Below are 23,203 nucleotides of genomic sequence, written 5' to 3'. Positions count from 1 at the left end.
CCAATCCGATTGGCTTAGCTCCTATTTGGGGGTGCCGTGGGAGGCAAGAATGCAAACTTTATATACTTTAGATGAACTTTTAGTCGCTTCAGAAAATAAGTTGAATATTAGTACAATTAAACATCATTGTAGACTCGGTGAATTACATCCTTGTTTATACTTCGAAGGTAATATTATTTGTATTCATGAGGAACGTTTCCAAAATGGTTTAGACAAACGTGATCCTATTGCTCATAGTAGAACTGTGAGTTGGTCAAAAGCATTTAAAGGCTATATCTACGTTACAGATTTTATTGATTATATAGATCACTCAAATTCAGAAACTGGTGGTGTGTTTTTTGATGTTGAAAAAATTATTGACTATATTTCACCTAATACCGAGTTTCCATATCTTAAACAAGATGAGTATCTTAAAGCCTTACCTAAAATGATTGATGATGACATTCAAGAAAAAAGATGGTTACACGAAATAAAGTATTTTGAAGGGAATCCTTTTAAGTCTAAAGAAATTGTTTTTCATGTAAATGAAGTAAAAAATATTTTAAATCCTAATAACAAACCTAAACCTGTTGCTTTTTTGGATTATTCAGACAGACCATTTTTAACAAAATTGTTTAAAAACGATTTTTTTACTCCCATTGAAGCTGCATGTTTAATATCAAAGGATGATCCGGATATAATTGTATTGTTGTACAAAAATAATAAAGATCAATTTAAAATGAATTATCCCAAAACTTATGATGCTTTAGTCTTAATTCAAAGAGCTATCGAACTTGAAATCTTAAAAAGTGTCAACGAAACGGATATCCCCCAACTTGATCTAGCAGAATTCCTAGTTAACCGCGGATACGTAATAAATAATTTTAATAAAAGGAACTTTGAAGGTAGATGTGCTCCTTATCTTTTTTATTTTGAAGGTCGAAAAAGACCTAAACCAGAGGTTATAGACTTTTCAAACATTGAAGATCCTTTATCAGAAATTAATTATTTACGCTTTAAAGTGTCTAAACAACTGATTGAAATAGAAAAATTAAAATTTCATTCTAGCACTGTATTGGGAGCTAAAGAGCCCCAAGTTAATACTATGATCACTCAAGTAGATCCCAATCAATACTTAACACCTGCATTAAAAGCAATAAAAGGAGTAATTCAAGAATTTTGGATAAAATATAATCCAGAAACAGATATAGCTCCAAAACAAAGCACTGTGATGGATTGGATCGGAGATAATTATCCAGAATTTACTAATAATGACTATATGAAAAAGTGTATAGACAAGATTTGCCGTCACCCCAATGCAAAAACTGGAGGTAACTCAAAAATCAAATAGTTCTAAAGAAAAAATAACTAAAGGTGTTACCCCATAAAACCTATTAAATATAAACACTTAAATTTGGGGTAACGCCTAATAAACAATAATACAGTTACCCCTTTGGGTCTTCGTCACCCCAATAACTTTCTGATTAATTACAACCATGTTCTTGCAAACTTGGTTATCAACATGGTTCAAACAAAACCAATCCGAATTCAATTTGGTACTGCTTGTCAGCTACTTGATGTAACACGTGAGTCCCTTCGACACACTATACGCAAAGATCCTACATTTCCACGTCCGATGAAGATGGGTACATCAAAACAAGCGCCCGTTTTCTTTGATTATCAGGATATTATTGAATGGCACAATAACAAGAAAGAAGCTGCTGCAGCTCAAATGGAGGCATGATTATGAATGCTTCTAAAAACTTAATAACTCTTTCGTCAGTTCAAATAAATATTGATGGAGCTACAATTCATCAAGATCAACTTGGGCGTTTTTGCCTAAATGACCTACATCAAGCCAGTGGTGGGGAACGTAAAAACCAGCCTCAGTACTTCCTTGAAAACAAACAAACTCAAGAACTTGTTCAAGCTTTAATCGATACAGGAATCCCTGTATCCCCTGTCGAAGTGGTACGCGGGGGCTTAAATCAAGGTACATATGCTGTTAAGCAAATTGTTTATGCATACGCTATGTGGATTAGCCCATCATTCAATTTAAAAGTTATCAATACATTTGATGCACTGATCACTCAAAGACCACAACTCCCTCAATCTTTCTCTGAAGCACTTCAGTTAGCAGCAGATCAGGCACGAAAAATTGAAGAAGATAAACCAAAGGTTGATTACTACGAAAAAATTGTAGTTCGTGACACTTTACTCAATGCGACTCAAGTAGCTCAGAAAATTGGTTTATCCGCTATAGCCTTAAATAAGCTTTTGGACTCTCTCAAAGTTTATAGCCACGGCGTAAAGCGTGCACGTGTATTTCAACAATGGTTTATCGATAAAGGGTTTGGCGAATTAAAACAAACTGATCTGGGTTACTCACAACCAATGTTTACGACGAAAGGCGAAGCTTGGGTAATTCAAAAATTAGTAAGTGAAGGGGTTATTTCATGAAATATTCACCTATTTTTAACTTCGCCCTTTTCAAATTAATTTTATTGATTTATATTAAGTCTGTCTGGTGCAAAATCACTAGATTAGCTTTGGTCGGCTATGAATACACAAGCGCATACAGTCCGCTACGGGCTTTTTTTATGCGTAAAATCTCTATGCTTCTGCATCTCTATGGTGAAGCTGGAGAGGGACATCTTCGGATGTGCAGGTCTCTTGTGTACCTGTCGACCAACCCTTTTCAGCTTTGCCACCCTCACTTGGTCGTGACTGGTAAAGCTCCTAAACAAACACAAGGAGCGCATTCATCATGAACGCTAAAGTACAAATTCAATTTCCAGAACAATCAATTCCTTTTTACAGTGTCGCTGATATTATCAGTGCCTATTCACTTGCATCTGAAGCTGCCACACAACTTCGAACTTTGGCTAACCAGATCAACAAAGCAACGGCTTTCGTTAAAGCATTTGTACAAGAAAATGATAAAGCCGACTCCTCTGCTTTTGCTGAACTAGAAAATCTAATAATAATTTCCCAGCAGCTTGCTAACAGTCAAGCAGACACTTACATGCGTGAACTTAACAGACATACGCATAAGCCTGATGATCAGTACGATGCTGGTGATCTGTACTATGCATACTCATTAGCTTATGAAAATACATCATGGCTTGAGACCATGTTTTATGAAGCTAAAGATGAAGTCGAAATAATCAAAGAGGCTATTAAGCAAAATACTCATGGCGCCGTCTTCGCGACTCTTGAACGCTTAATTCATATCGCCGCGTACTTGGCCGAAACTCATAGCAATACATTCGATATTGAAAGCGAAAAGTATGAATCAGAATGGGAGGCTACTAAAAATGGATAAGCCTTCTCGAGATTTGAATAAAACAGCACAAGCAGAAGAAGCCACTCCACCAAGGAACCCACTTCCTCCCACATATCCTAGCCTGGTGAAAATTACAGGCGAACGGCTGGTAAATGCGCTAAACAAAATTTATCAGCAAGGAGGATCCAGTGAGCATTGATGCAACACGGTGGGCTTGGGCTGCTCCAGTAAATAACTCATCACAACGTCTCGTTCTGCTTTCATTAGCAGATCGGGCCGGTGAAGAACATACGGCTTGGCCAAGCATAGAGCGCTTGGCTAAAGATACCGTGCTGGATAAAAAAACAGTTCAAAAAGTTATTTTAGAGTTAATTAAACTTGGTCTGGTCGAAGATACTGGAGAGCGCACAGGACCTACCAGACGTGTTCGTGTTCTCAAGCTCAACGGCGTAAAGGGTCGCGAGGAATACACCCAAAATCTAGATGATGCTAATACACCCAAAAACGGGAACATTAAACAATCCCAAAAACGGAATGATTCCAAAAATGGGAATGATCCCAAAAATAGTGCTTTGAATAACCCCAAAAACGGGATGTTGAATGATCCCAAAAACGGGGTGCAGAACCTATCAGGGAATCTACCAATGAATCTCTCTCAAGAGCATGACTGGATTCCTGATGTGGATCAGTTGATAACAAAGATAAAGATGGCAGGTCACAGCAACAATATAGACCTAATCTTTGGCCTACCTAGCTTTGAATTCGAGCTGAGTGCATTCAACTCTTATTTTGATAACAGCGGACTATCTGACAGTAAAAAACTTCATAAGTTCACGGCTTGGATCGTAGACAAGTTTGAACGCTACAAAAAGCAGAATCCTGAATATGGCATTCAGTCTCTAACCGGACAGCAAGCTAATACTGCTCAACCATTTCTTAATTTACCGACTAAGCCTAAGAGCCTATTAGGAGGTCCTCAATGAATACGCCGATTCATAATCTACAAATTGAACAAGCTGTACTTGCAGCGCTGATGACTGTTTCAAATTCGTATAGCCAAGTTGAAAATCTACTGACCGAGGAAGATTTCCACGCTACACGCCACAAACTAATTTTTCAGGCCATAGTAGATCTTGATTCTAAAAATTCACCATATGACGCCGTATTGGTTAACCAGTGGTTAGAAATGCGTAACTATTCTGAAGCTGCCGGTGGTGAGCAATACATCATGCAAATTTTAGGTGATGCCCCTTCCAGCTTTTATAACCTGGTGTCTTATGCTGAGAAATTGAAGGATCTTACGACATGCAGGCAAGTTGAAGCTGAAGCCATGAAGGTGATTAATCATGCTCGGAACTTAACTGTGAGCCGTGGTGAGCTGGTCCAGAATGCACAAACTGCTTTTGCAGATCTGAATACTGAAACTGGAAGTGAATCACTCTTTCATATTCATGATGCTGCATCCAATACATTTCTTGAGATGCACCGTAAGATTGAAGCTGCACTTGCTGGCAATTCGATGATTAAAGGAATCCAGACCGGTATATATGACTTAGACAAAAAGTTAGGCGATGTCGAACCTGGATGTCTAATGGTGGTGGCTGCACGGCCCGCGATGGGTAAAACTACGATGCTCCAGCTCATCGCAAACAATGTAGCAGTCGTACAGAAAAAGCCTACCCTCATCATGTCTGGCGAAATGCCTAAAGAGCAGATTGCCATGCGTCTCTGTTGCGCGATTGCACCGGCAGATATTGGAGTAGTACGCAATTCCCCTCATCTACTACCTAAAGAGGAATTTACAGCATATACAAACGCCGTTGCGATGCTTCAAAAAGTACCGATGTATATCAATGATATGTCTCGTCCCTCGATAGCGAATATCAGGGAATCTATCCGTAAAGTAAAACATCAGTACGGTACCGTTGGTGTGGTACTGGTGGATTACCTTCAGATCATGAAGACTACAAAACAGTTTGCCCGAGAAGATTTAAAAATCGCCTACTTCACTGGTGAACTTAAAGCCATGGCCAAAGAATTTAATTGCGTCATAGTCCTGTTATCTCAGCTCAACCGTGAACTAGAGAAGCGACCAAACAAAAGACCAATGATGTCGGATCTACGCGAATCAGGTGCAATTGAACAAGATGCCGACCAAATTATTTTCTTGTACAGAGACGAAGTTTATAACAAGGAATCTCAATACCGGGGTATTGCTGAGGCTATTGTAGGAAAGAACCGCCACGGCGAAGCTGGTACCGCGTACATGCATGCTCAATTGAAGTACTGCCAATTTACTAATTTAGATCATGAAGCACTTAATCAAATCCAAGGAGCAACAATATGATGTTTGTGGATAACAGTTGTATAGACTCGACTGTATTTAAGAATTCACCTGCTGAAAGATTTAAAAATCTGAAAACCCAAAAAAAAGTAAAAGAGTTCTTCATTAAGCGCCGAGGATATAAGCGCCCAGACTTCAACAGAATGATTGTAGATTTGCGTAACCTTGGATGGTCACATGAGAAAATAGCCTTTGTATTACCAATATCAGGTGCATCTACTGTTAGCGAATGGGCACGTGGTGGAGTACCTAACTATGAAAATGGTGAAGCATTTATTGAACTTTGGAAGAATGAAACCGGGATTGATAGATTCCCACGCGAAGGTGAATGGCAAACATATAAATACGATATTGGTCAATTAGGGTTACTTTAAATATCATTTAAAAGCCCTAAATAGGGCTTTTAAAAATGTTAGTAAGTAGTCATTATTCAGTATTTTTATCGTGTAACAGACAGTAGACTATCATGTAACACACCTTTTTTTATCGTGTAACACCTCAAACAATTATCATGTAACACCCTTAAATTGTCCATTTTTTATCGTGTAACAGTAGATTTTTATATTTTTTGACCAATTTAATAATAATCTCTCATATCTTTGAGGAGAGAAATTGTTAGGCCTGTATTCTGAATTTTTCTTTCATTAGAAATATATTTATTTTTCTCATTTTTATAAGAGTACTGCATCTTTTTTGAATCGATCATTTTGGCTAAGAATTTCTTAACTTCGACCTTATCAACAATACGGTAAGTTGCCTCAAAACTAGGCTCCTTATCAAATGCCACTATATAGCGTCCCCCACCTCTTGGCTTATTTTCCATTTCAATAATATATCCTAACGAGCCCAACAAAATTTTGAATTCCCCTCTCTGTGCTCCGCATATAACTGCATTCATATTATAATTATCTTTGTAAGAGTTACAGCTTAAAAACCAGTAATTATCACCGCTCTTGTTTGGAATCGACTCACTATCAAATAGGGCTAAAGTTAGTAATCCATTCTCTTTAGCTGAAATAAATTTAACTCCATTGATAGATCCTTCTTTAGGTGTCCCATCAGAGTTAAAGATATCAGCTATATCAAATTCTGAAGCTGCCACAGCGATACAATTAAATGCACTAAAGCATGCTAAAGACATTAATACCTTAAGTAAAAATTTATTCATTTCTTTCATTTTTAAAGTGTGATAGTTAATACCATATTATAAAAAAGGAGCTGAAGCTCCTAATTTTATTCTGATAAATCCCACCAGTAACTATTACCCAAGTTCTCAAGCCGTTGCTGTGTTCTTGGTAAATAATCAGGATCAATCATATTCTGCATTTTAGAAAACAGCATACGATCAACTACCAACTTACTGTACCAAAGGTTCTGCAATGGAATATTACTCTTCAATGTATTTGCCACTTCCATCATCCGAGTAGACTCTTTGCCCTCAATTATGTTGTTCCCCATACCTGTGAGCAACATACCCAGCTTCATACTCTGGCCTAATAATGGACCGCTGATAAAGTCTGAGGCACTTCGACCAGTTGGATCTGAAAGCGCAGACATGATGTCACCTAGGAATGAAAGTCCTCCACCTTTAAGAAGTGACTTACCAAAGAAATCTATCGTGAATACAGGCTCCGGATTCTTACCATTGGCCAAGTTCTGAGTCTGGACGATCAATGCACCTGCTAAAGTTTGATAAGCCAGTAGCGAAGCTAGGAACGTCACTCTGCTCTTAATGTCTCCCTGGGCAAAGGCACGATGACCAATACGGAACATATAAGCCAATGGGAAGCCTTTGAACTGGAATAAGGTTCGGCCCAATTCCCCTTGGATAGTTCCGGCTTCACCTAAGTTAATGATGCTGCGCTCACGTACACCGGCCTCAATGATAGCTACGGATTCCTCATTGAAGATATGAGTCTGATACTTCATTGCAGCCTTATAGCGGAAGTCAGCAATGGCGTTCGCACTATCCTGCTTGTCCAATGGCAAAAACTGCTTAATCACATCATCTGGTGCATTAAAAAAATCATTCTGCGAAAGTACCGCCGTCCCATCTTCACGCTTACTTGGCTCCAGCTGCTGCCACAACTGCCAGTCACGTTCGGTAATACCGTTCCCCTGCAGGATCTTAAGATCATCTGCACCAAGATCCTTCCAATCCGTTTTACGGGTCATTTCAGCAAGCTTATTCATATGCACCAGATTAAGCGCTCGTTTCGCTCCTGCGGTGACGGCGTTCAGTCCTGATAGTTTCATAGTTGTTGCAGCAAAAGCCTGCATACGTGCATTAAAGCGGCCTGACTTGGTAGCACTACTGACAATATCAGCATCACCGAAACGGGTCATTGAACCGGCCATTTCGTTAATCCCAAGGCCAAACCGCAATGCTTCATCACGTGTGGCACCCTGTTTCAATTGCTTCATGTATTCAGGGAGGATCGATTTGGTATAGGACAGGCCCAGCATATTAGCGACCTTCTTCATACTGGCATGGTCGCCAAAGGTCGTCAGCGTGGTGCCACCTAATTTAGATGCAACCATTAAGGCACGTAATCCACCCATAACGTTACCTAAGGTTGAATCAATCGCCCGGGTATTGGCATCCAGAGTGTTATACATGGACATGGCCCGATGAGCCTGCTTATCAATCTCACCATGTTTCATGCCATTCTGTGGATCTGCTTTCAGTTTGATCTTGGCTTCATCCAATAACGACTCAAATGTATTACGAGGATTGGATCCAAGGTTCTGCATCATGGCCACTTCTGTACTCATGCGGTGAGTATGGTTTTTCAGAATCTCATGAAACCCTGCTTCATCATAAGTTCCATATTTCTTCTGATACGCCAGCCATGCGTCACCATCCTTGAAATGCAAAGCCCTGGACTCTTGGTGACGATTCGCCATCTTGGAGCGACCACCTACAGGCGATGCCCCTGCTTTGGCCTGTTTATTCAGTATCAGTAAGTCTTTGTTAGCGCCGTTGGTTGAGATGGTTTTATAAATCTCCTCAAGCATGGATTTAAGCTCCAGCTCATCCATCAACTCACCAGTCTCTTTGACATACTGATTACGATCTACTCCAGCCAATGCATCGTTCACCCATTCTGATTGATCTGTTAGGGCTACTTTCTTCTGATCATGTGATGTCATAAAGCCAAAGTTATCGAGCTTCTTAATATTCCCACCAGCCCGGTTGAAGGCTAAACGCATTTCCTCCAGGGCTGCACTTACTTCCTTGGCAATCGCCGTAATTTCTGGATTATCAGATTTGCCACCAAACATGACCCGGATAATGTCGTCAGTCATTGCCTTGTTCACTGACATACCAAAGCGCTCTTGTGTCTTGGTAAACACATCGGCAACCAATGACATCCAGCGGCTATGCAATGCTTGAGATTGTTTCTCTATAGACTGGATACCACTCTGATCCGAGAAGTATGCAATCTTCCGCATTAAAGCTTGGACCGGGTTTAATTTAGGATGGTTATAGATTTCGTTCTGTAGCTGAGCCTTGATGATGGCATCCCGGGCAATGTTCTGATTGTTCTTAGCGATCTGGACGGCGAGATCCGTAGCAGTTTTCTGCGCAATCGCTTCAGCACGTTCAGCAGGACTTTTAAACATCCAATCAGGATCTGTTCTGGCCAGAGTATTTTGTGCCCGGATATACAGTGATGAAATACGATTACTATCAGCTGCACTTAATTTTCTTTTACCTAATGCCTTTGCAACTTGTTCTCTACATTCAGCTCTCATGCTGCTTCACTCCCAAATCTTAATGCGCAGCTTGCCAATGCTTTCACTGCCTGAATTTCATCTTTTGCGATTTCTTCTTGCTCTTTGACATAGTCCAATAGATCTCGGGATGACATCGTCACAATTTCCTCATCCCCGTTTTCATCCAGACGCGTAAAGGTCACTTCCATATCGGGATCTGCTTCCAGAATTGAAACTGCTTCCCTGCCGTCTGCCGTGTCAGTGAATGCACCGTATTCCCCTTTACTAGACTTGGTTAAGTCCGGTGCACCATCAACCTTAGATTTACCTGGCTTCCAAAACTCCCGTTCCAATGCCTGAGTAGCTTTATGCTGTACCGCAGTTAATTCAGGACTATCGGCTTTACCATTAGCAGGATGGGCAAATAGGTCATTTCCATTACGTGTAGCCTTTACCGGGCTAATGGTGCCATCTTGATTAACTTGGCGCTGGAATGTCGTATTAGAAGTACTATTGTGTAGCTCTTGAATAACTCCCCCATCATCCATTGACCGCTCTCGTTTAAGGTAGTTTTGCGATCTGGTTGGAGTCCAATTATCTACCCCTGCGATAATTGAGTTTTGCTGAATATTTGAATCTGATGTTCTGGTATTGATATCTAAAGTGTTCGATTCTGGACCTGGAAGAATAACGCGTTGTTGTTCTGGCTCAAGCTGGTAAAGATCAGAGTCCAATGTATCCAAATTACGGTTAGCGCTATTACCGGGACCAGATAAATCGACTTGAGGTTCAACATACGGCGTTCGGTAAGCACCACCTTCAGAATACTGATAATGCGCCGTAGCCTTGAGGTATTCCAGATCCTCCTTGGTCAATGGAGAAGATAGGGCTTCAAACTCTTCCTGGAGTGACTTCACACTATGCTCATCTGCACTGAGTACAAAAGGCATTGCTTCAATTTCAGCATCAGATTGGGACTTGTAAGCAGGTGGCGCAGTTATATCAGACTCAAACTGTGGGAACTCTGATTCGCTCCCTCGGACTTCAGTAGATCTTACTGAAGCATCTGGACTAACATCACTATAAAGACTTGCGATTTCGTTCCAGCGCTTTTCGTATTTGGCCTTTACTTGTCCTACGGTCATACCATTGAATTGATGACTTGAAGTGATACCTTCTGCAATCTGTCTTGCAGTCTTTTTCTGATTGCCTTTACTCCAGCGTGTGGCCACATCAACAAAAAGCTCATTATCCTTAGCCTTTAAAAATGCTGGTCCACCACCCTCACCAAAGAAATGCAGGTAGTAAAGCTCTAGGCCATTCGGATCTCGATTAAAGTGAGTACGAAAAACCTTGGAGTTATGTTCGTAGTAGTTCAGGCCCGCTTTAATTTGATCATTGCCATCAAACTTGTTCTTACCTCCCATACGGGCAAAGGTGCTATCCAAAGTCTGGAATAAGCCGGTAGCGGAAGATAGTAACTTACCGTTTCTGTCCTTTGGCTGGATTGAAGTGCTGAAGGTGCCACCAGTTTCCAAATGGGAAATGATTAAGGCATCCACTGGATTGATACCCCGTTTAGAGGCTTCCTGGACAATCGTTTTTGTCCACGGTTTTTTATCAAATACAGGGTTAGTCAAGACATCGGCTATTACTGGCGCTTTATGTTCATCAGTATTGATAGCGCTTGGTCTTACAATAGCCTTCGGTGTACCTGTTATTGGTACCACTGGTGTACTGGTTACTACTGCTTTAGGTGTGCCTGTCACTGGTGCTTTTAAGCTGACCAGCTCATCATTCAATGCACTCTCCATTGCACTATCCAATGCATCAAAGTGTGAATTGGCCTCTTTTGCATTAGTTGGGCTAAATGGATTCGTACCCTCTGCATGCTCGATGTTGGCCTGAATATGAGCCGCATCATTCATAGTATCTACATTACTATGGTCTTTAATCTGCTCTGGTCGTAAACGCCCTTTGTTCGCCCACAAGTTGAGTAATAAGGCCATCCCGCCGTTTGCTGCTAATGTGGATGGACTTAAAGCATTTTCCTTTAATGCCTCACCGTATTGAGCGACCTTTTTATTTTCATTGGTTTTAAGAAACGAACCTTCTAAATAATCACCAGCGACCCCTGCCCCAGTAGCCAGCGCAGTAGTGGCCACAGCATCAGCGACCACTGATTTAGCAACGCCGTGGGTAGGAATCGCAAAACTTGCTGCATCTGCAAGCCCTTTAATGGCGCCACCAGTGCGAGCAGTTTTTACATCTGCTCCTTTATTCAATAAATCTGATTTCTCTGCTTCAAAGGTCTGGTATCCAAATAGCCCAGAATTTAATGCTAAACCGGGTACACCGCCTGTACCTAATGTTGTGACGGCGTTCCAACCAATACGAGTGAAGTCTTTAGTCAGGCCATAGGTAAACTCACCTACTCCCCCTAAGTCATCAGGTTTAAAGATCTCAAGGTTTTGCGCTCTTAGTGCCGCTGCTTTCTTATCACCACGTATCAAGGCATCTGGTGCAGTAGCTGCCTCAACAGTACCCATGGCAACACCAGAAACAATACCTAAAGCTCCATCACTAAATCCACCACGCTCACTCTTAGGTTTGAAGCGAGGATCATCCTGATTTAACGTTAATTCGTCATCTGCTAAAAAATCCATATCTACCTCATCGAACCGTAAAAGCTAAACGTTTTTGTCTTTTTTTGTCAGTGGCATCCATGATGTATTTGGTGCCATTCTTGAAGTAATAGACGTATGGATTCTTAGGGTCTTGCTCTAAAGGCAGATCCAAAAAGAAGTCTTTGTCAGATCCACCATAGTTACGGGCATTACGAGAGTTAAAGCTCTCCAGCTGCTCACGGAAAGATTTTTCGCCTACAGTATGAGGTCGCAACACTACCGATTTACTTCCGAAGAATCCCCCTGAAGTGAACTTGCCCCCTGTGACATTCTTAGCTGCTTTATTAAAAAGCTCTTCATCAATGGTCTTGTTTAGAATATTTCCCTTTGAATCGGTGACCTTTTCGGATTTCTGAACCAAATAAGCATAGTTGGCTTTTATTGAATCCAGATAGATTTGAAAGTCTGGTTTACCTGGTGAGGTGATACCGGCTAAATACGCTTCTGTATGCTTTGTTAAGTCACTTTCATCGACCTTGACCAACCCCTTTTCAATCAGATCCTGCCCAGTAACGATCTGGCCAGCAATATCTTGCAGACCTCTGTTATTGAGCGAAGCAGATAAACGATATGCACCACTATCACCAGCAATTCCTTTAATCATGTCTCTGGATGCATTGGCATTGCCTGCGCTGGATTTATAAAGACTGGTAAGCAAACTTAATTTGTCACCTGGTTTGGCTTTTTCCCAGAACTGCTTTAATTCAGATTGTTGCTGTGTCGAGAATGGATTTAAGGATCCTACCGTGCCATTCAATACGTTATTTGCGTGAATAGATTTAATATTCTTAGACAAAGCTGCAATGGCTTCAGGGTTACCACTTAAAATTGCATTGGTAGGTACTACTGTTAGATCCTGACCTGTCTTAATCGAGTAGGCCAAAGTGGAGTTATTTTTCTCATAATTGAGCATGTTCTCATGAGTCTTCGACAGAAGATTCAATTTCCAACTGACATCTTTTGGATTGTCCTGCGCCGTATTTTGAGCTTCTACCCGTCTCTTGCTCAGATAGGCTTCACGTTCATCTGGCCCTAATCTCATGAACTGCTGGACTTCAACCAAAGCTCCACTGTATTGGACAAACTCAGACTCTTTTTCCGTACCCTTAACACGTGCCAAACGAGATTTGATGACGTCTTCACTTGGGATTAAGCCTGTTTCGATGTCTGCTTTCATCTCATTAACAGCATCTTTGGCATCATCATCCAACTGTTTTTGCTGCAATGCAGCCGCACGGTTATTCTGATCCATTTGAGTGAGTGCACGACCACTCCAGTAAACAGCCTGCTCTTGGGTTAAATTGGGATGTTTTGCTATTACAGCTTCAGGAGTCGTTAGTTCAGTAAGCTTTGCATTGTCCGACTTATTTCCTAAATAGAATGCAGCTACATCATTGCTGGAGCGATTATTTTTGTACTCATTAAAAGTATCCTGAACATGAGCCAGAGGTAAGCCTTTAGATTGCGCATACAAAGCTAATCCATTCCAGACCTCTTTTTCAGAAGCATTGGGATTCTTAAGGTAGTTTTCTCGCATGTCCTTGAGCTGGACAATGGCCTGTTGCTGTTCTGACTTCTGTGCGATCGGCAAATACTTGGATGCGCTCTGGTAAGAATGCTGTTCAAAGTAATTATTAAAGTTTTGCTCAAACTGCTTAGGCACCACATTTTTATACTGCGTCTTGATTGATTCCAGGCTTTGCTGCCGCTGCTTTACTGCTTCTTCATAAGGAAGCTCACCAGTCTGGATTTTAAGAGTAAGGTCACTGTCTACAACATTGATATCAGCACCAATTTTAGAGGACTGTAAAGCGAAGTCAGCTTTCTCTTTTTTATCTTTTTCCTCTTTACGCGCTTCAAGCACATCATCAACAGCTTTACCAATGCTTCCGAGTCCGGTTATAGGCGTATGTTGTTGCAATGTAGGTCGCGGCATGTTTCGGCCTGATGAACGTGGAATTAATACCATTTTATTCTCAAAGTAGTTTACTCAATACTTCAAAATTAATGGGTTATAACTCCCTAAAAAATGGGTATATACAGCACTAAAAAAAAGGAGGTTTTAAAGCCTCCTTTTTACTCATTTATATAAAATCAAAAATTCATGTATTCAATGAATTCTCCTATTAACGGGATCTCCCTTACTTATACGTTCTAAAATTTGTTTTACAGAGTCCACTTTCTTTAAAATTAAATTTATTTCAAAACCAAACGAATGCTTGTTCAATAGACGCTTATATTTATTCTCAGGATCGAGATAATACCCCGTAATAATTAAAGCATTCGATATATTGTTGATCCAAGCTAATGCTGTCCTTAAAGAGGAATAATATATATCTTTTGGCTTCGCCATAATTAATAGCAACTGATTTAATTCTTCAAGGTCATTTACTATAACTAATAACTGATGAATAAATTGCTTCTGAAAAAGCTGATTAGAATCTAGATAACGAATATCTTCCTGAAATTTTTTCAATTTTTCTGGAGTGCTTTTACATAGATCAATAGCCCGGTTAATATTGGTTCCTGTAATCGGTTCAAAAAACTTCTTTTTAGATCCCATGTGTAATCCTCCTAAGCTATAAGGTAACGATTAATTCGAGGTATTTCTTTTTCTGTTTTATTAGTCAAATGCATCCAAAGTTCAACAAAGGCAGCGCCGTTGTCATATTTCATGACACTTCCACAGATCCATTCTCTGACTGAGGAAGCCCCTGATATTGGTAATACAAAGGCTATTTTCTCAAGTGTCCACCCCAGATTTTTCAAATCTACAATCATTCTGTTGAGGTCTGGAGCTAAATAGTTTAGCAATCTCTTATTAAAAAAAAGATTTTTAGGTGTGGAGAAGCAGCATAACTCAGCAAATATATTCATAGTTCAGCCCTATCAATTTATCTAATTAGGACTTGGATTAGGTCCACAAAAAATGGGTATATTTTCAATAAAACGCGCGCGCGCGCGAGGGAGACTGCAAAACATCCTATTTTCTCTTACTTTTCCCATCCATAAAAACCCCAACTCTGGCCAACAAATCACAAACTAAATCACCCCATTAATAAACGCTTTATTTGCTCTCCTAGGCTCTTAATAATTTTTCATGTATCTTGATTCATTTTTCTTTAAAAAAGCTGACAGTGCTCAAACCAGTGAGAAATTGAGCTATTTTCTTAATTGGTTTTTGAGAAGAAGTAATTCAAATCTATTTATTTATATTATTTTGACTATCTCAAATGCTGTGATTTATTGAGCCAGTATCTCTTTTAGAGTGAATGATCGATTCTATGATTGATTCATTGATAGGTTCTGCATCCCAAAATTGGGTTGATTCTACATCCCATTATTGGGAGCATTCAAAATACCAATAATGGGAATATTACCGTTTTGGGAATAATCCCATTATTGGGCTAATTATGGGCTAGAAATCAAAGTAGCCAATTTTGATTTAAAATTTCTGCTTTTAGCTTTTGATGTAGTAACAGCATTTTTTTGATGTAGTAACATGATCAGCGTATATAAAACAATCAAAATCATGAATACCTGATATCTTCTATCAACCTTACTTTTCGTAACTTTATCAAAATAATTTTTATTGATTTTACCTTATTAAAAGATAAATCTACTTAGGATAAAAACTAACCTCTAAATTACGATGAATATTGACAGACGTGTGCGTGCAAAAGAGTTTATGGCCCTTCTTTCTATAAAAAAGGATGCCTTCTATGACCGGGTAAATAGTGGTGAAATTCCTCAACCAATCCGCATTAACAAAAAAGATGTTTTCTGGTATGAGTCAGTTGTAAAAAAAGAAGTTGAAAAGTTTAAAGATAAACTGGATTAGCCTCTAATATGTTTAAGCAAAAATATATCATCACTGTAGAAAGCGAATCTCCACCTCAGATATGCTTAGGAGATAAAATTCACGGCGCCACAGTTATTTCATTAGAAGTAGAGCAATATCCCGATCTTGTAGATTTAGCATGGCTCACTAAACGCTTTCCTCTATCAAGAGAGATGCTCTCACAAAAATTAGAACTATTTAATGTTGGTGGGAATAGCAAGAAACTCTATGATCCAAATATTGTTGTTCCATTTCTAAAAACAGATTTAACACATCGAATAGGCAGACCAAGGAAAAACTAAACATCAGCCAATGGTAAAAAAACATTAAAATTGGTAAAAAAAATTTTAAAACGGTAAATCTTAGGATAAAATACACTTGTTAAATTAAAAAAGTTTACCAAAAATGGAACTAAAACTTAGCCAACTCCTTATCGATTCTGCTCTAACTGGTAATGTCAGATCAGTTGAAATGGCATTAAAAAAAATTGCTCCTAAAATTAAGAGTGATGATCCAGAGTTGTACCATTTTATTAACAGTAGATTGCAATCGAACCTTTTACGTTCGAAAGATAATTCAAAAATACTTCCTGTTGACACTGATTCACGATTACAACTAGTTCGTGTCGAAAATCCAGTTATTATGTCTTCAATTCCTATTCTGTCAGAAAGTATTGAAAGTAAATTATTTCAAGTAGTTAAGGAGCGCTCTTTAATTGAAAAATTGTTAGAACTCGGATTAGCCCCTACTAAAACTATTTTATTTGAAGGTCCTCCAGGCGTTGGTAAAACAATGTCAGCTAGATGGCTGGCGAATAAATTAGAACTGCCATTAATTGTTTTAGATTTAGCTACAGTTATAAGTAGTTATCTTGGTAAAACAGGCAGTAACATTCGAGCAGTTCTTGATTACGCATCCTCGTTCCCTTGTGTAATGCTATTAGATGAATTTGATGCAATTGCAAAACGTAGAGATGATGAGCGAGAACTAGGAGAATTGAAGCGTCTAGTCACAGTACTTTTACAGACATTAGATGATTGGCCAGAATCATCTATATTAATAGCAGCTACAAATCATAGTGAATTACTTGATCCAGCAATTTGGCGTAGATTTGACTTACAACTTAAGTTCAGTAATCCAACCCCACAAATGATCGAAGCTTATATAGAGCAGCAACATTCCGATTTAAAAAAGCATAAAAAACTTTTATGTGAACTTTTTTCAGGAAAATCTTTCAGCGATATTGAACGAACATTTAACTTATCTAGAAAAGAAGCCTTTATAAAAGACCAAGCACTCATTAATATTCTTTTAGAAAGAAATGAAAATTTAAAATCAGTTTCTAATGCTTCTCAAAAGCAAACTTCTAAAACCGAAAGAAATGAAATTGTGCTTAACTTATACCGAAAAGGTCTTTCTCAGAGAAAAATCGCTGAAGAAACAGGCTTAAGTAGGCCAACAATTAAAAAAATTATTACCACTTTACAAACAATTGAGAGTAATTAAATATGAAGAACTTCCTCATAGGTTATGGTGAAACCATTACAAATCCAGTCTATATAAAAACTGGAGGTGGAGATAAGAAACATCCCTATTCAATAGAAGAAGGGAGATTAAGATTTCAACATAATTTAGAGGAAATTATGTGGGAAATCGAAAATAAACCTACCGATGCATGTGCTAATGATGAGGTTGTGGTCAAATTTATTCAACACCCTTCATATTTAGCTAAAACCTATTATCCTCGTAAGCTATTCAAAAAATTTGGGATGAAAGACATAGGTTCAAAATCTGTAAAAATTTCCCCTGATAGTTGGGCTACCCGCAAACATCCAGATATTGCTGTAACTTCTTGCATATATGTATCTGGGAAAAAAACTGACTATCAAAAAATGCTTAAAGATGTTGAAGAAAATAATCTAGATCAAACTACTTTAGACTTTATTCGAACAATTGAACGAGTAGATATTTTTACTTCAGAAGAAAAGATTAAAAATTTAGATCCAACTAGACAAATCAACAAACTTGAAGTGGTAATTCACGCATCTCAAGAAGAGGAAAGTATTCTAGAAGCTTTTTTAAAGTATGTTGATAAACTAGGAGGAAATGCGGAAAAAAATAAAAGTAAATTTGTTGGGGGCTTAACATTCTTACCTGTCACTATTGAACATGGTCTTGAGGAAGAACTCGCAGAATTTTCTCATTTGCGAGCATTAAGAAGTATTCCTAAGTTACGTTTCAATAAGCCCAATTTAACAAGGACACTATTAAAGGAAACATTTGCCTTTCCTCAGAATTATCAACTGTCTGATAAGTTTAAAGTATGTATTTTCGATGGTGGTCTTGGAAGCACTCATCTCCTAGGAGATTTAGCTAAAGAAATTATACCTGCTGATGTTTCCGCGTCTCATCCCCATTTTTTAGCACATGGCAGTGAAGTATGTTCCACTTACCTATTTGGGCCATATCAGCCAGGTTCTGGATTACTAGGCTCTCCTTACACAAGTGTTGATGTAGTCAGAGTTCTTTCACCAGAAGATGAACACGATCCTGATTTATTTAACGTTTTAACAAGAATTGAAGCTGTACTTAAAGAAAAAAAGTATAAATATATTAATTTGAGTCTAGGTCCTCAAATAGCTGTTGATGATGATGATGTGCATGTATGGACCTCTGTTCTCGACCAATATCTACAAGATGGGCATTGTTTAGCGACAATCGCTATTGGAAATGATGGAGACTTACCTGGAGAATTAGGGCGTATCCAACCTCCAAGTGATATGGTTAACAGCCTTGCTATTGGGGCAATTGATTGCCAAAGCAAAGATTGGGAACGCGCCCCTTATAGTTGTACGGGCCCAGGAAGAAGTCCTGGACTAATTAAACCTGATGGAGTTTTATTTGGTGGAAGTGAAAAGGAGATGTTCCATGTTTATTCACCATTAACTCATTCAATAATCGCGACCATGGGTACTAGCTTTGCTTCCCCACTTGCCATGCGTGTAGCAGCTGGTATTGATGCATTAACGGATTTTGAATTAACAACAAACTCAATTAAAGCCTTAATGATTCATAAGGCTAAACCTGAAAAACATTCACAAAATAATGTAGGTTGGGGTAAATTACCACATCAACCAGAAGAAGTATTAGAATGCTTAGATGATGAAGCTACAATTCTTTTTCAGGGGGAACTTAAACCAGACCAACACCTGCGTATACCTATTCCAGTTCCCAAAGACGCAGATTGTACATGGGTTGTTTTAAAAGCGACATTCTGTATCAATGCTATTACAGATCCTGAACATCCATTACACTACACTCGATCAGGTTTGGATATTACCTTTAGAGCTAATCAAAATAAGAAAAATGATGACCAACAGCATCCTGATGCAAAAACGTTTTTCTCAAGTAAAGGCTTATATCTTACAGAAGAGGAATTAAGAGAAGATGCTCATAAATGGGAAACAACAATATCTAGAAGCCAAAGATTTAAATTATCAACTCTTGAAGATCCCTTATTGAGCCTGTAAATTATTTTGTGTAAGTTCCATTTTTTATAAATGATCTTTTAATCGATCATCGAACTGAATCGTAAACCAATTCATTGCTAAACGCCAATTTTGAATTGGCATCGTCCATTTCTTCGCAGCATTTGATGTTGCTAAGTAAATGACCTTCTTTACTGAGTCATCAGATGAAAAGATTTTCCTTTTCTTCGTTGAATGGCGTATTACGCTATTCAACGACTCAATCGCATTTGTTGTATAAATTGCATGACGTATTTCGGCTGGATAGCTAAAGATCGTTCGGATATTTTCCCAATTGGCCCGCCAGGATTCTCCAATTTTGGGATACTGGTGATTCCATTGATCACAGAAGATGTCTAGGGATTTTAAAGCATTTTCCTCTGTACTTGCCTGATAAATCGCTTTCAGACCCGACGTAACAGCTTTGTAGTCTTTCCAGCTTACAAATCTCAGGCTATTGCGTACAACATGCACGATACACAGTTGAATATCAGTATGAGGGTAAACAGAGGCTATCGCGTCAGGAAAGCCTTTTAATCCATCTACACAGGCAACAAGAATGTCCTGTACTCCTCGATTTTTTAGCTCTGTCATGACTGACAGCCAGAATTTGGCACCTTCTGTCTGAGCAATCCACATACCCAGTAATTCTTTTTGCCCATCCATATTGATGCCTAAAGCAAGGTATACGGACTTGTTAATCACATTGGAGTGCTGACGGACTTTGACAACAATACAGTCAAGATAGACAACAGGATAAAGGCTATCTAAGGCTCTATTTTGCCACTCAGTCACTTGCTCAATCACAGCATCGGTAACTTTGCTGATGAGAGATGCTGACACATCGGCATCGTACATTTCTTTGAAGAAGGCTACAATTTCCCTATTAGTCATTCCTTTTGCATACAGTGAGAGGATTTGGTCATCCATACTGGTGATGCGTGTTTGGTGCTTTTTTATAATTTGTGGCTCAAATGAACCTTCTCGATCACGGGGAATATCTAAAGCCAGTTGTCCATCTTGAGTTGTAATGGTTTTAGAACTAAACCCATTACGGCTATTTGAGCCTTTCTTGGGCTGATGCTTTTCATAACCGAGATGGTCTGAAAGTTCAGTATTGAGTGCAGTTTCAATCATGAATTTTTTAAAGACTGCTGTCATTTGGTTTAAGTCTTCTGGTGTTTTTAGACCTTTAGCCAATTCGGCAGCCATACTTTTGATTGTTGCTTCATCCATGTGAAGTACCTTTTGTAATTATCCTCTGAAGGATAAATGAAAATTAAGTACTTACACAAAATTTAGAACAGTCCCCCCTTATTTGATGTTAAATACCATGCTAGAGAACAAGGTGCTTCAACGGAAATATCAGAACTACCTCCTATTAAGTATTCTTTAGTTTTATCAATTCAAACTGTAGGTGATGTGAACGTATACAATAGTATTCTACAAAAAAATCAGACCCTCCTACCCGTCAAAGTTTCAAACCGAATTCAGCTTTAAAGCAAATAATTTAATAAATCAGATTAAATTATTTTACTAGTTCGAATCCCCAATAAGGATTCGAACTAATACTATTAACTAGATTTCATTCAATTAATAGTACTTTAAAAAATAAGGATACATATAGGGATACAATTTAAAAACTCTAAACTCATAATCATTTATATAAAAGGATTATAAAGTATAGTTCGAGTCCCGCAGGGCGTACATATTTCATCACTTAATCCTTCACTTCAGCCAACAATGTTTCAGCTGCAAGTTTCCCTAAATTATTAGAAGCAAGCGGACTATCACCAGTTAGCAATTTACGGTCTCTATGACATTGACCTGTAATGCCCTTATTTAAAATTTCTACACCGAGTTTTTCAAGATTTTCACCCACTAACCAAGGTAAAGCTCCAGGCATATAACCAATATCAATATTTGCTCCTTTATCTAATGAATCAGGGAATACACAAATTTGATAGCCTTTAAAAATATAGTTTTCTGGCTGTTCATTAACTGCCGCAGCCAGTAATGAGGCTGGACCATGGCATAACGTAATAATAAATTTATCTTGTTCAACCGCCCATTTAAGAACTTTCTTTACCTCAAGACTATGTGGAATTTTAGCTAATACGCCATGCCCACCCGGAATAAATACAGCCGCATAGGGTGAGTTTTCACCAACTGCATTTTCTAAAATGTCAGCTAGTTTTAGCGGATTTTTTAATTTATCTGCATATTTCTGAAAGGTATCTAACACCACTTGTTCTTGCTTTGGCATTGCCCACATTTCAAGTTTGGCTGGATTTCCTGAAAGTGTCGCAATATCAATTTCGAAGCCTGCATTATCTAAATGAAACATCGGTAAAAGCATTTCTACAGGATGGTTACCTGTTGAAAAGAACTTACCGTTTTGCATCTGGATGTAACGTTCATCAGTTGCAATCATTAAGACCTTTTTATTGCCTGTATACGGCGTTGAATAAGTCGTACCATCGTAATCGGTTTTAGGAGCAGTATATTGACTCAGTGAATAAGGTGATGGGAAAAAGGCATTATCTTCAGCCAAATCTGGAGTAGGATTTTTATCATCAATATTTGCAGTATTCATTGTTACTATCCTTTTTCATCAGTATGGAAAGAAATAAGGTAAAAACCAATTGTTATTTCTTACTCAATTTATAGGTGAAGTTATAGAAGTGGTGCAATCTGCCAATAGAATTTGGCAATTTTTATAGAGAAATAGGCAGAATCTAGAATTATAAAATTCAGTTTAGGCGAACCTGTCGTTCGCCCAAACTTCAATGATTACAGCGTTACGCATTCATTTCTAAAACGATCTTTCCAATATGATCACCTTGTTCCATACATGCGTGAGCACTTTGTACATCTGAAAAAGCATACGATTTATAGATTTGCGGTAAACATTTACCTTGAGCCAATAATGGCCACACATGCTCATTCAAAGATTGGGCAATTTGTGCTTTTTCTTGGCTATTACGTGCTCGCATCGTTGAACCCGTAATTGTGGCACGTTTTAAAATCAGTTTTTGTAAATCAAATTCTTTTGCGATTCGTCCCCCCATAAAACCAATAATGACCAATCGGCCATCACGTTTTAATAGATTTAGGTTTTTCGTGAAATAAGAACCACCTACAATATCTAAAATGACATCAACACCTTGATCTTGAGTGTGCTTCAAAACTTCCTGCTCAAAATCTTGGGTTTTATAGTTAATTGCTGTGGTGAAACTAGAGAGTGCTTTAATTTTATCTTCACTACCAACCGTAGCAAAAGTTTTAATCCCTAAAGCTTGGCAAATCGCTAAAGCTGTGGTTCCAATACCACTTGCCCCACCGTGAATCAATGCAGTTTCATGTTTCTTTAAACGGCCAATATCAAATAGGTTTGCCCAAACCGTAAAAAATGTTTCCGGAATCGCAGCAGCTTGTGTAAAAGATAAATTTTCAGGAATTGGTAATACTTGAGTTGCTGTTACCGCACAGTACTCAGCATAACCACCGCCATTTGTTAGGGCGCAAACTTTATCTCCAACCTTGAATTGATCGACTTGTTCACCTACAGCAACCACGACACCAGCGACTTCAAGTCCGGGTATTTGAGTAACACCTTTAGGCATTGGATATAAACCCATACGCTGCAATACATCAGGGCGGTTAATTCCAGCAGCCTTTACCTCAATTAAGACTTCATCTGCTTGAGGTGCTGGAATATTTGCATCTTGAACTTTTAGAACCTCAGGTCCACCAGGAGCCGTAATTTCAATAATTTTCATGGTTGTTGGAAGGGTCATATAATGCTCCATGTTTGAT

Annotated in this window: 20 protein-coding genes; 11 read left to right on the top strand and 9 right to left on the bottom strand. The window is 38.7% G+C overall.

Annotated features, from left to right (window positions below):
• Nucleotides 1–49 precede the first annotated feature (49 nt).
• From H7R46_RS03675 to H7R46_RS03645, 7 genes are all read left to right on the top strand, one after another.
• Nucleotides 50–1,330, top strand: coding sequence for a hypothetical protein (locus H7R46_RS03675; protein ID WP_001194248.1), 1,281 nt, complete (start codon nucleotides 50–52; stop codon nucleotides 1,328–1,330).
• 171 nt (nucleotides 1,331–1,501) lie between these two features.
• Nucleotides 1,502–1,723, top strand: a complete 222-nt coding sequence (locus H7R46_RS03670) for a hypothetical protein (RefSeq protein WP_000250867.1) — start codon at nucleotides 1,502–1,504, stop codon at nucleotides 1,721–1,723.
• On the top strand, nucleotides 1,720–2,439 hold the full coding sequence (locus tag H7R46_RS03665; RefSeq protein WP_000605667.1) for a KilA-N domain-containing protein: 720 nt from the start codon (nucleotides 1,720–1,722) through the stop codon (nucleotides 2,437–2,439). Before H7R46_RS03670 ends, H7R46_RS03665 begins: the two co-directional genes overlap by 4 nt.
• 307 nt (nucleotides 2,440–2,746) lie before the next feature.
• Nucleotides 2,747–3,304 carry a hypothetical protein gene (locus tag H7R46_RS03660; protein WP_000992316.1) on the top strand — a complete coding sequence of 186 codons (558 nt, stop codon included), beginning with the start codon at nucleotides 2,747–2,749 and terminating at the stop codon, nucleotides 3,302–3,304.
• A gap of 149 nt (nucleotides 3,305–3,453) precedes the next feature.
• Entirely contained in the window at nucleotides 3,454–4,248 is a 795-nt protein-coding gene (locus tag H7R46_RS03655) for a helix-turn-helix domain-containing protein (RefSeq protein WP_000020576.1), read from the top strand.
• Nucleotides 4,245–5,612: a replicative DNA helicase gene (gene dnaB / locus H7R46_RS03650; RefSeq protein ID WP_004739789.1), complete on the top strand. Its 1,368-nt coding sequence runs from the start codon at nucleotides 4,245–4,247 to the stop codon at nucleotides 5,610–5,612. The genes H7R46_RS03655 and dnaB overlap by 4 nt, the downstream gene beginning before the upstream one ends.
• On the top strand, nucleotides 5,609–5,983 hold the full coding sequence (locus tag H7R46_RS03645; protein ID WP_004739791.1) for a hypothetical protein: 375 nt from the start codon (nucleotides 5,609–5,611) through the stop codon (nucleotides 5,981–5,983). Before dnaB ends, H7R46_RS03645 begins: the two co-directional genes overlap by 4 nt.
• 203 nt (nucleotides 5,984–6,186) lie before the next feature.
• On the opposite strand, the gene H7R46_RS03640 is transcribed toward H7R46_RS03645, so the two are convergent.
• From H7R46_RS03640 to H7R46_RS03615, 6 genes are all read right to left on the bottom strand, one after another.
• Nucleotides 6,187–6,786, bottom strand: coding sequence for a hypothetical protein (locus H7R46_RS03640; protein WP_000661776.1), 600 nt, complete (start codon nucleotides 6,784–6,786; stop codon nucleotides 6,187–6,189).
• A 56-nt stretch (nucleotides 6,787–6,842) separates the two neighbouring features.
• Entirely contained in the window at nucleotides 6,843–9,368 is a 2,526-nt protein-coding gene (locus H7R46_RS03635) for a hypothetical protein (protein ID WP_005064454.1), read from the bottom strand.
• Entirely contained in the window at nucleotides 9,365–11,995 is a 2,631-nt protein-coding gene (locus tag H7R46_RS03630) for a hypothetical protein (RefSeq protein WP_017393852.1), read from the bottom strand. Before H7R46_RS03630 ends, H7R46_RS03635 begins: the two co-directional genes overlap by 4 nt.
• Before the next feature lie 7 nt (nucleotides 11,996–12,002).
• Nucleotides 12,003–13,985 carry a hypothetical protein gene (locus H7R46_RS03625; RefSeq protein ID WP_086260922.1) on the bottom strand — a complete coding sequence of 661 codons (1,983 nt, stop codon included), beginning with the start codon at nucleotides 13,983–13,985 and terminating at the stop codon, nucleotides 12,003–12,005.
• A gap of 141 nt (nucleotides 13,986–14,126) precedes the next feature.
• Nucleotides 14,127–14,579 carry a hypothetical protein gene (locus H7R46_RS03620; RefSeq protein WP_005064446.1) on the bottom strand — a complete coding sequence of 151 codons (453 nt, stop codon included), beginning with the start codon at nucleotides 14,577–14,579 and terminating at the stop codon, nucleotides 14,127–14,129.
• 11 nt (nucleotides 14,580–14,590) lie between these two features.
• Nucleotides 14,591–14,893, bottom strand: a complete 303-nt coding sequence (locus H7R46_RS03615; RefSeq protein WP_001019822.1) for a hypothetical protein — start codon at nucleotides 14,891–14,893, stop codon at nucleotides 14,591–14,593.
• A 775-nt stretch (nucleotides 14,894–15,668) separates the two neighbouring features.
• Here H7R46_RS03615 and H7R46_RS03610 point away from each other — a divergent pair.
• The 4 genes from H7R46_RS03610 to H7R46_RS03595 all read left to right on the top strand — a co-directional run bounded on the left by H7R46_RS03610 (nucleotide 15,669) and on the right by H7R46_RS03595 (nucleotide 19,387).
• The gene (locus tag H7R46_RS03610; protein ID WP_001017974.1) at nucleotides 15,669–15,857 is read left to right on the top strand and encodes a helix-turn-helix transcriptional regulator; all 189 of its coding nucleotides are present in this window, start codon (nucleotides 15,669–15,671) and stop codon (nucleotides 15,855–15,857) included.
• An 8-nt stretch (nucleotides 15,858–15,865) separates the two neighbouring features.
• The gene (locus H7R46_RS03605; RefSeq protein WP_000476192.1) at nucleotides 15,866–16,159 is read left to right on the top strand and encodes a hypothetical protein; all 294 of its coding nucleotides are present in this window, start codon (nucleotides 15,866–15,868) and stop codon (nucleotides 16,157–16,159) included.
• A 103-nt stretch (nucleotides 16,160–16,262) separates the two neighbouring features.
• Nucleotides 16,263–17,363, top strand: a complete 1,101-nt coding sequence (locus tag H7R46_RS03600) for an AAA family ATPase (protein ID WP_182924241.1) — start codon at nucleotides 16,263–16,265, stop codon at nucleotides 17,361–17,363.
• A gap of 2 nt (nucleotides 17,364–17,365) precedes the next feature.
• Nucleotides 17,366–19,387, top strand: a complete 2,022-nt coding sequence (locus H7R46_RS03595; RefSeq protein WP_227591714.1) for a S8 family peptidase — start codon at nucleotides 17,366–17,368, stop codon at nucleotides 19,385–19,387.
• A gap of 24 nt (nucleotides 19,388–19,411) precedes the next feature.
• On the opposite strand, the gene H7R46_RS03590 is transcribed toward H7R46_RS03595, so the two are convergent.
• From H7R46_RS03590 to H7R46_RS03580, 3 genes are all read right to left on the bottom strand, one after another.
• Nucleotides 19,412–20,620, bottom strand: coding sequence for an IS256-like element ISAba26 family transposase (locus tag H7R46_RS03590; protein ID WP_000343018.1), 1,209 nt, complete (start codon nucleotides 20,618–20,620; stop codon nucleotides 19,412–19,414).
• Between the two features lie 484 nt (nucleotides 20,621–21,104).
• A complete protein-coding gene (gene hchA / locus H7R46_RS03585; protein WP_005064435.1) occupies nucleotides 21,105–21,980 on the bottom strand; it encodes a glyoxalase III HchA in 876 nt (291 codons plus the stop codon).
• Nucleotides 21,981–22,185: 205 nt separating this feature from the next.
• Nucleotides 22,186–23,196: an NAD(P)H-quinone oxidoreductase gene (locus H7R46_RS03580; protein WP_078210291.1), complete on the bottom strand. Its 1,011-nt coding sequence runs from the start codon at nucleotides 23,194–23,196 to the stop codon at nucleotides 22,186–22,188.
• Between the last annotated feature and the right edge of the window lie 7 nt (nucleotides 23,197–23,203).

It is taken from the genome of Acinetobacter sp. BEC1-S18-ESBL-01, assembly GCF_014169935.1.
Taxonomy (GTDB): Bacteria; Pseudomonadota; Gammaproteobacteria; order Pseudomonadales; family Moraxellaceae; genus Acinetobacter; species Acinetobacter pittii.
Note: the sequence above shows the minus strand (reverse complement) of the source record. Positions and strands in the feature narration are given on the sequence as shown.

Coding starts and splice junctions, on each gene's coding strand:
- H7R46_RS03620 (WP_005064446.1), bottom strand. CDS start 14,579: ATGGGATCTAAAAAGAAGTTTTTTGAACCGATTACAGGAACCAATATT.
- H7R46_RS03610 (WP_001017974.1), top strand. CDS start 15,669: ATGAATATTGACAGACGTGTGCGTGCAAAAGAGTTTATGGCCCTTCTT.
- H7R46_RS03595 (WP_227591714.1), top strand. CDS start 17,366: ATGAAGAACTTCCTCATAGGTTATGGTGAAACCATTACAAATCCAGTC.
- H7R46_RS03615 (WP_001019822.1), bottom strand. CDS start 14,893: ATGAATATATTTGCTGAGTTATGCTGCTTCTCCACACCTAAAAATCTT.
- H7R46_RS03600 (WP_182924241.1), top strand. CDS start 16,263: ATGGAACTAAAACTTAGCCAACTCCTTATCGATTCTGCTCTAACTGGT.
- H7R46_RS03590 (WP_000343018.1), bottom strand. CDS start 20,620: ATGGATGAAGCAACAATCAAAAGTATGGCTGCCGAATTGGCTAAAGGT.
- H7R46_RS03675 (WP_001194248.1), top strand. CDS start 50: ATGCAAACTTTATATACTTTAGATGAACTTTTAGTCGCTTCAGAAAAT.
- H7R46_RS03660 (WP_000992316.1), top strand. CDS start 2,747: ATGAACGCTAAAGTACAAATTCAATTTCCAGAACAATCAATTCCTTTT.
- H7R46_RS03580 (WP_078210291.1), bottom strand. CDS start 23,196: ATGGAGCATTATATGACCCTTCCAACAACCATGAAAATTATTGAAATT.
- H7R46_RS03630 (WP_017393852.1), bottom strand. CDS start 11,995: ATGGATTTTTTAGCAGATGACGAATTAACGTTAAATCAGGATGATCCT.
- hchA (WP_005064435.1), bottom strand. CDS start 21,980: ATGAATACTGCAAATATTGATGATAAAAATCCTACTCCAGATTTGGCT.
- H7R46_RS03670 (WP_000250867.1), top strand. CDS start 1,502: ATGGTTCAAACAAAACCAATCCGAATTCAATTTGGTACTGCTTGTCAG.
- H7R46_RS03625 (WP_086260922.1), bottom strand. CDS start 13,985: ATGGTATTAATTCCACGTTCATCAGGCCGAAACATGCCGCGACCTACA.
- H7R46_RS03645 (WP_004739791.1), top strand. CDS start 5,609: ATGATGTTTGTGGATAACAGTTGTATAGACTCGACTGTATTTAAGAAT.
- dnaB (WP_004739789.1), top strand. CDS start 4,245: ATGAATACGCCGATTCATAATCTACAAATTGAACAAGCTGTACTTGCA.
- H7R46_RS03640 (WP_000661776.1), bottom strand. CDS start 6,786: ATGAAAGAAATGAATAAATTTTTACTTAAGGTATTAATGTCTTTAGCA.
- H7R46_RS03665 (WP_000605667.1), top strand. CDS start 1,720: ATGATTATGAATGCTTCTAAAAACTTAATAACTCTTTCGTCAGTTCAA.
- H7R46_RS03635 (WP_005064454.1), bottom strand. CDS start 9,368: ATGAGAGCTGAATGTAGAGAACAAGTTGCAAAGGCATTAGGTAAAAGA.
- H7R46_RS03605 (WP_000476192.1), top strand. CDS start 15,866: ATGTTTAAGCAAAAATATATCATCACTGTAGAAAGCGAATCTCCACCT.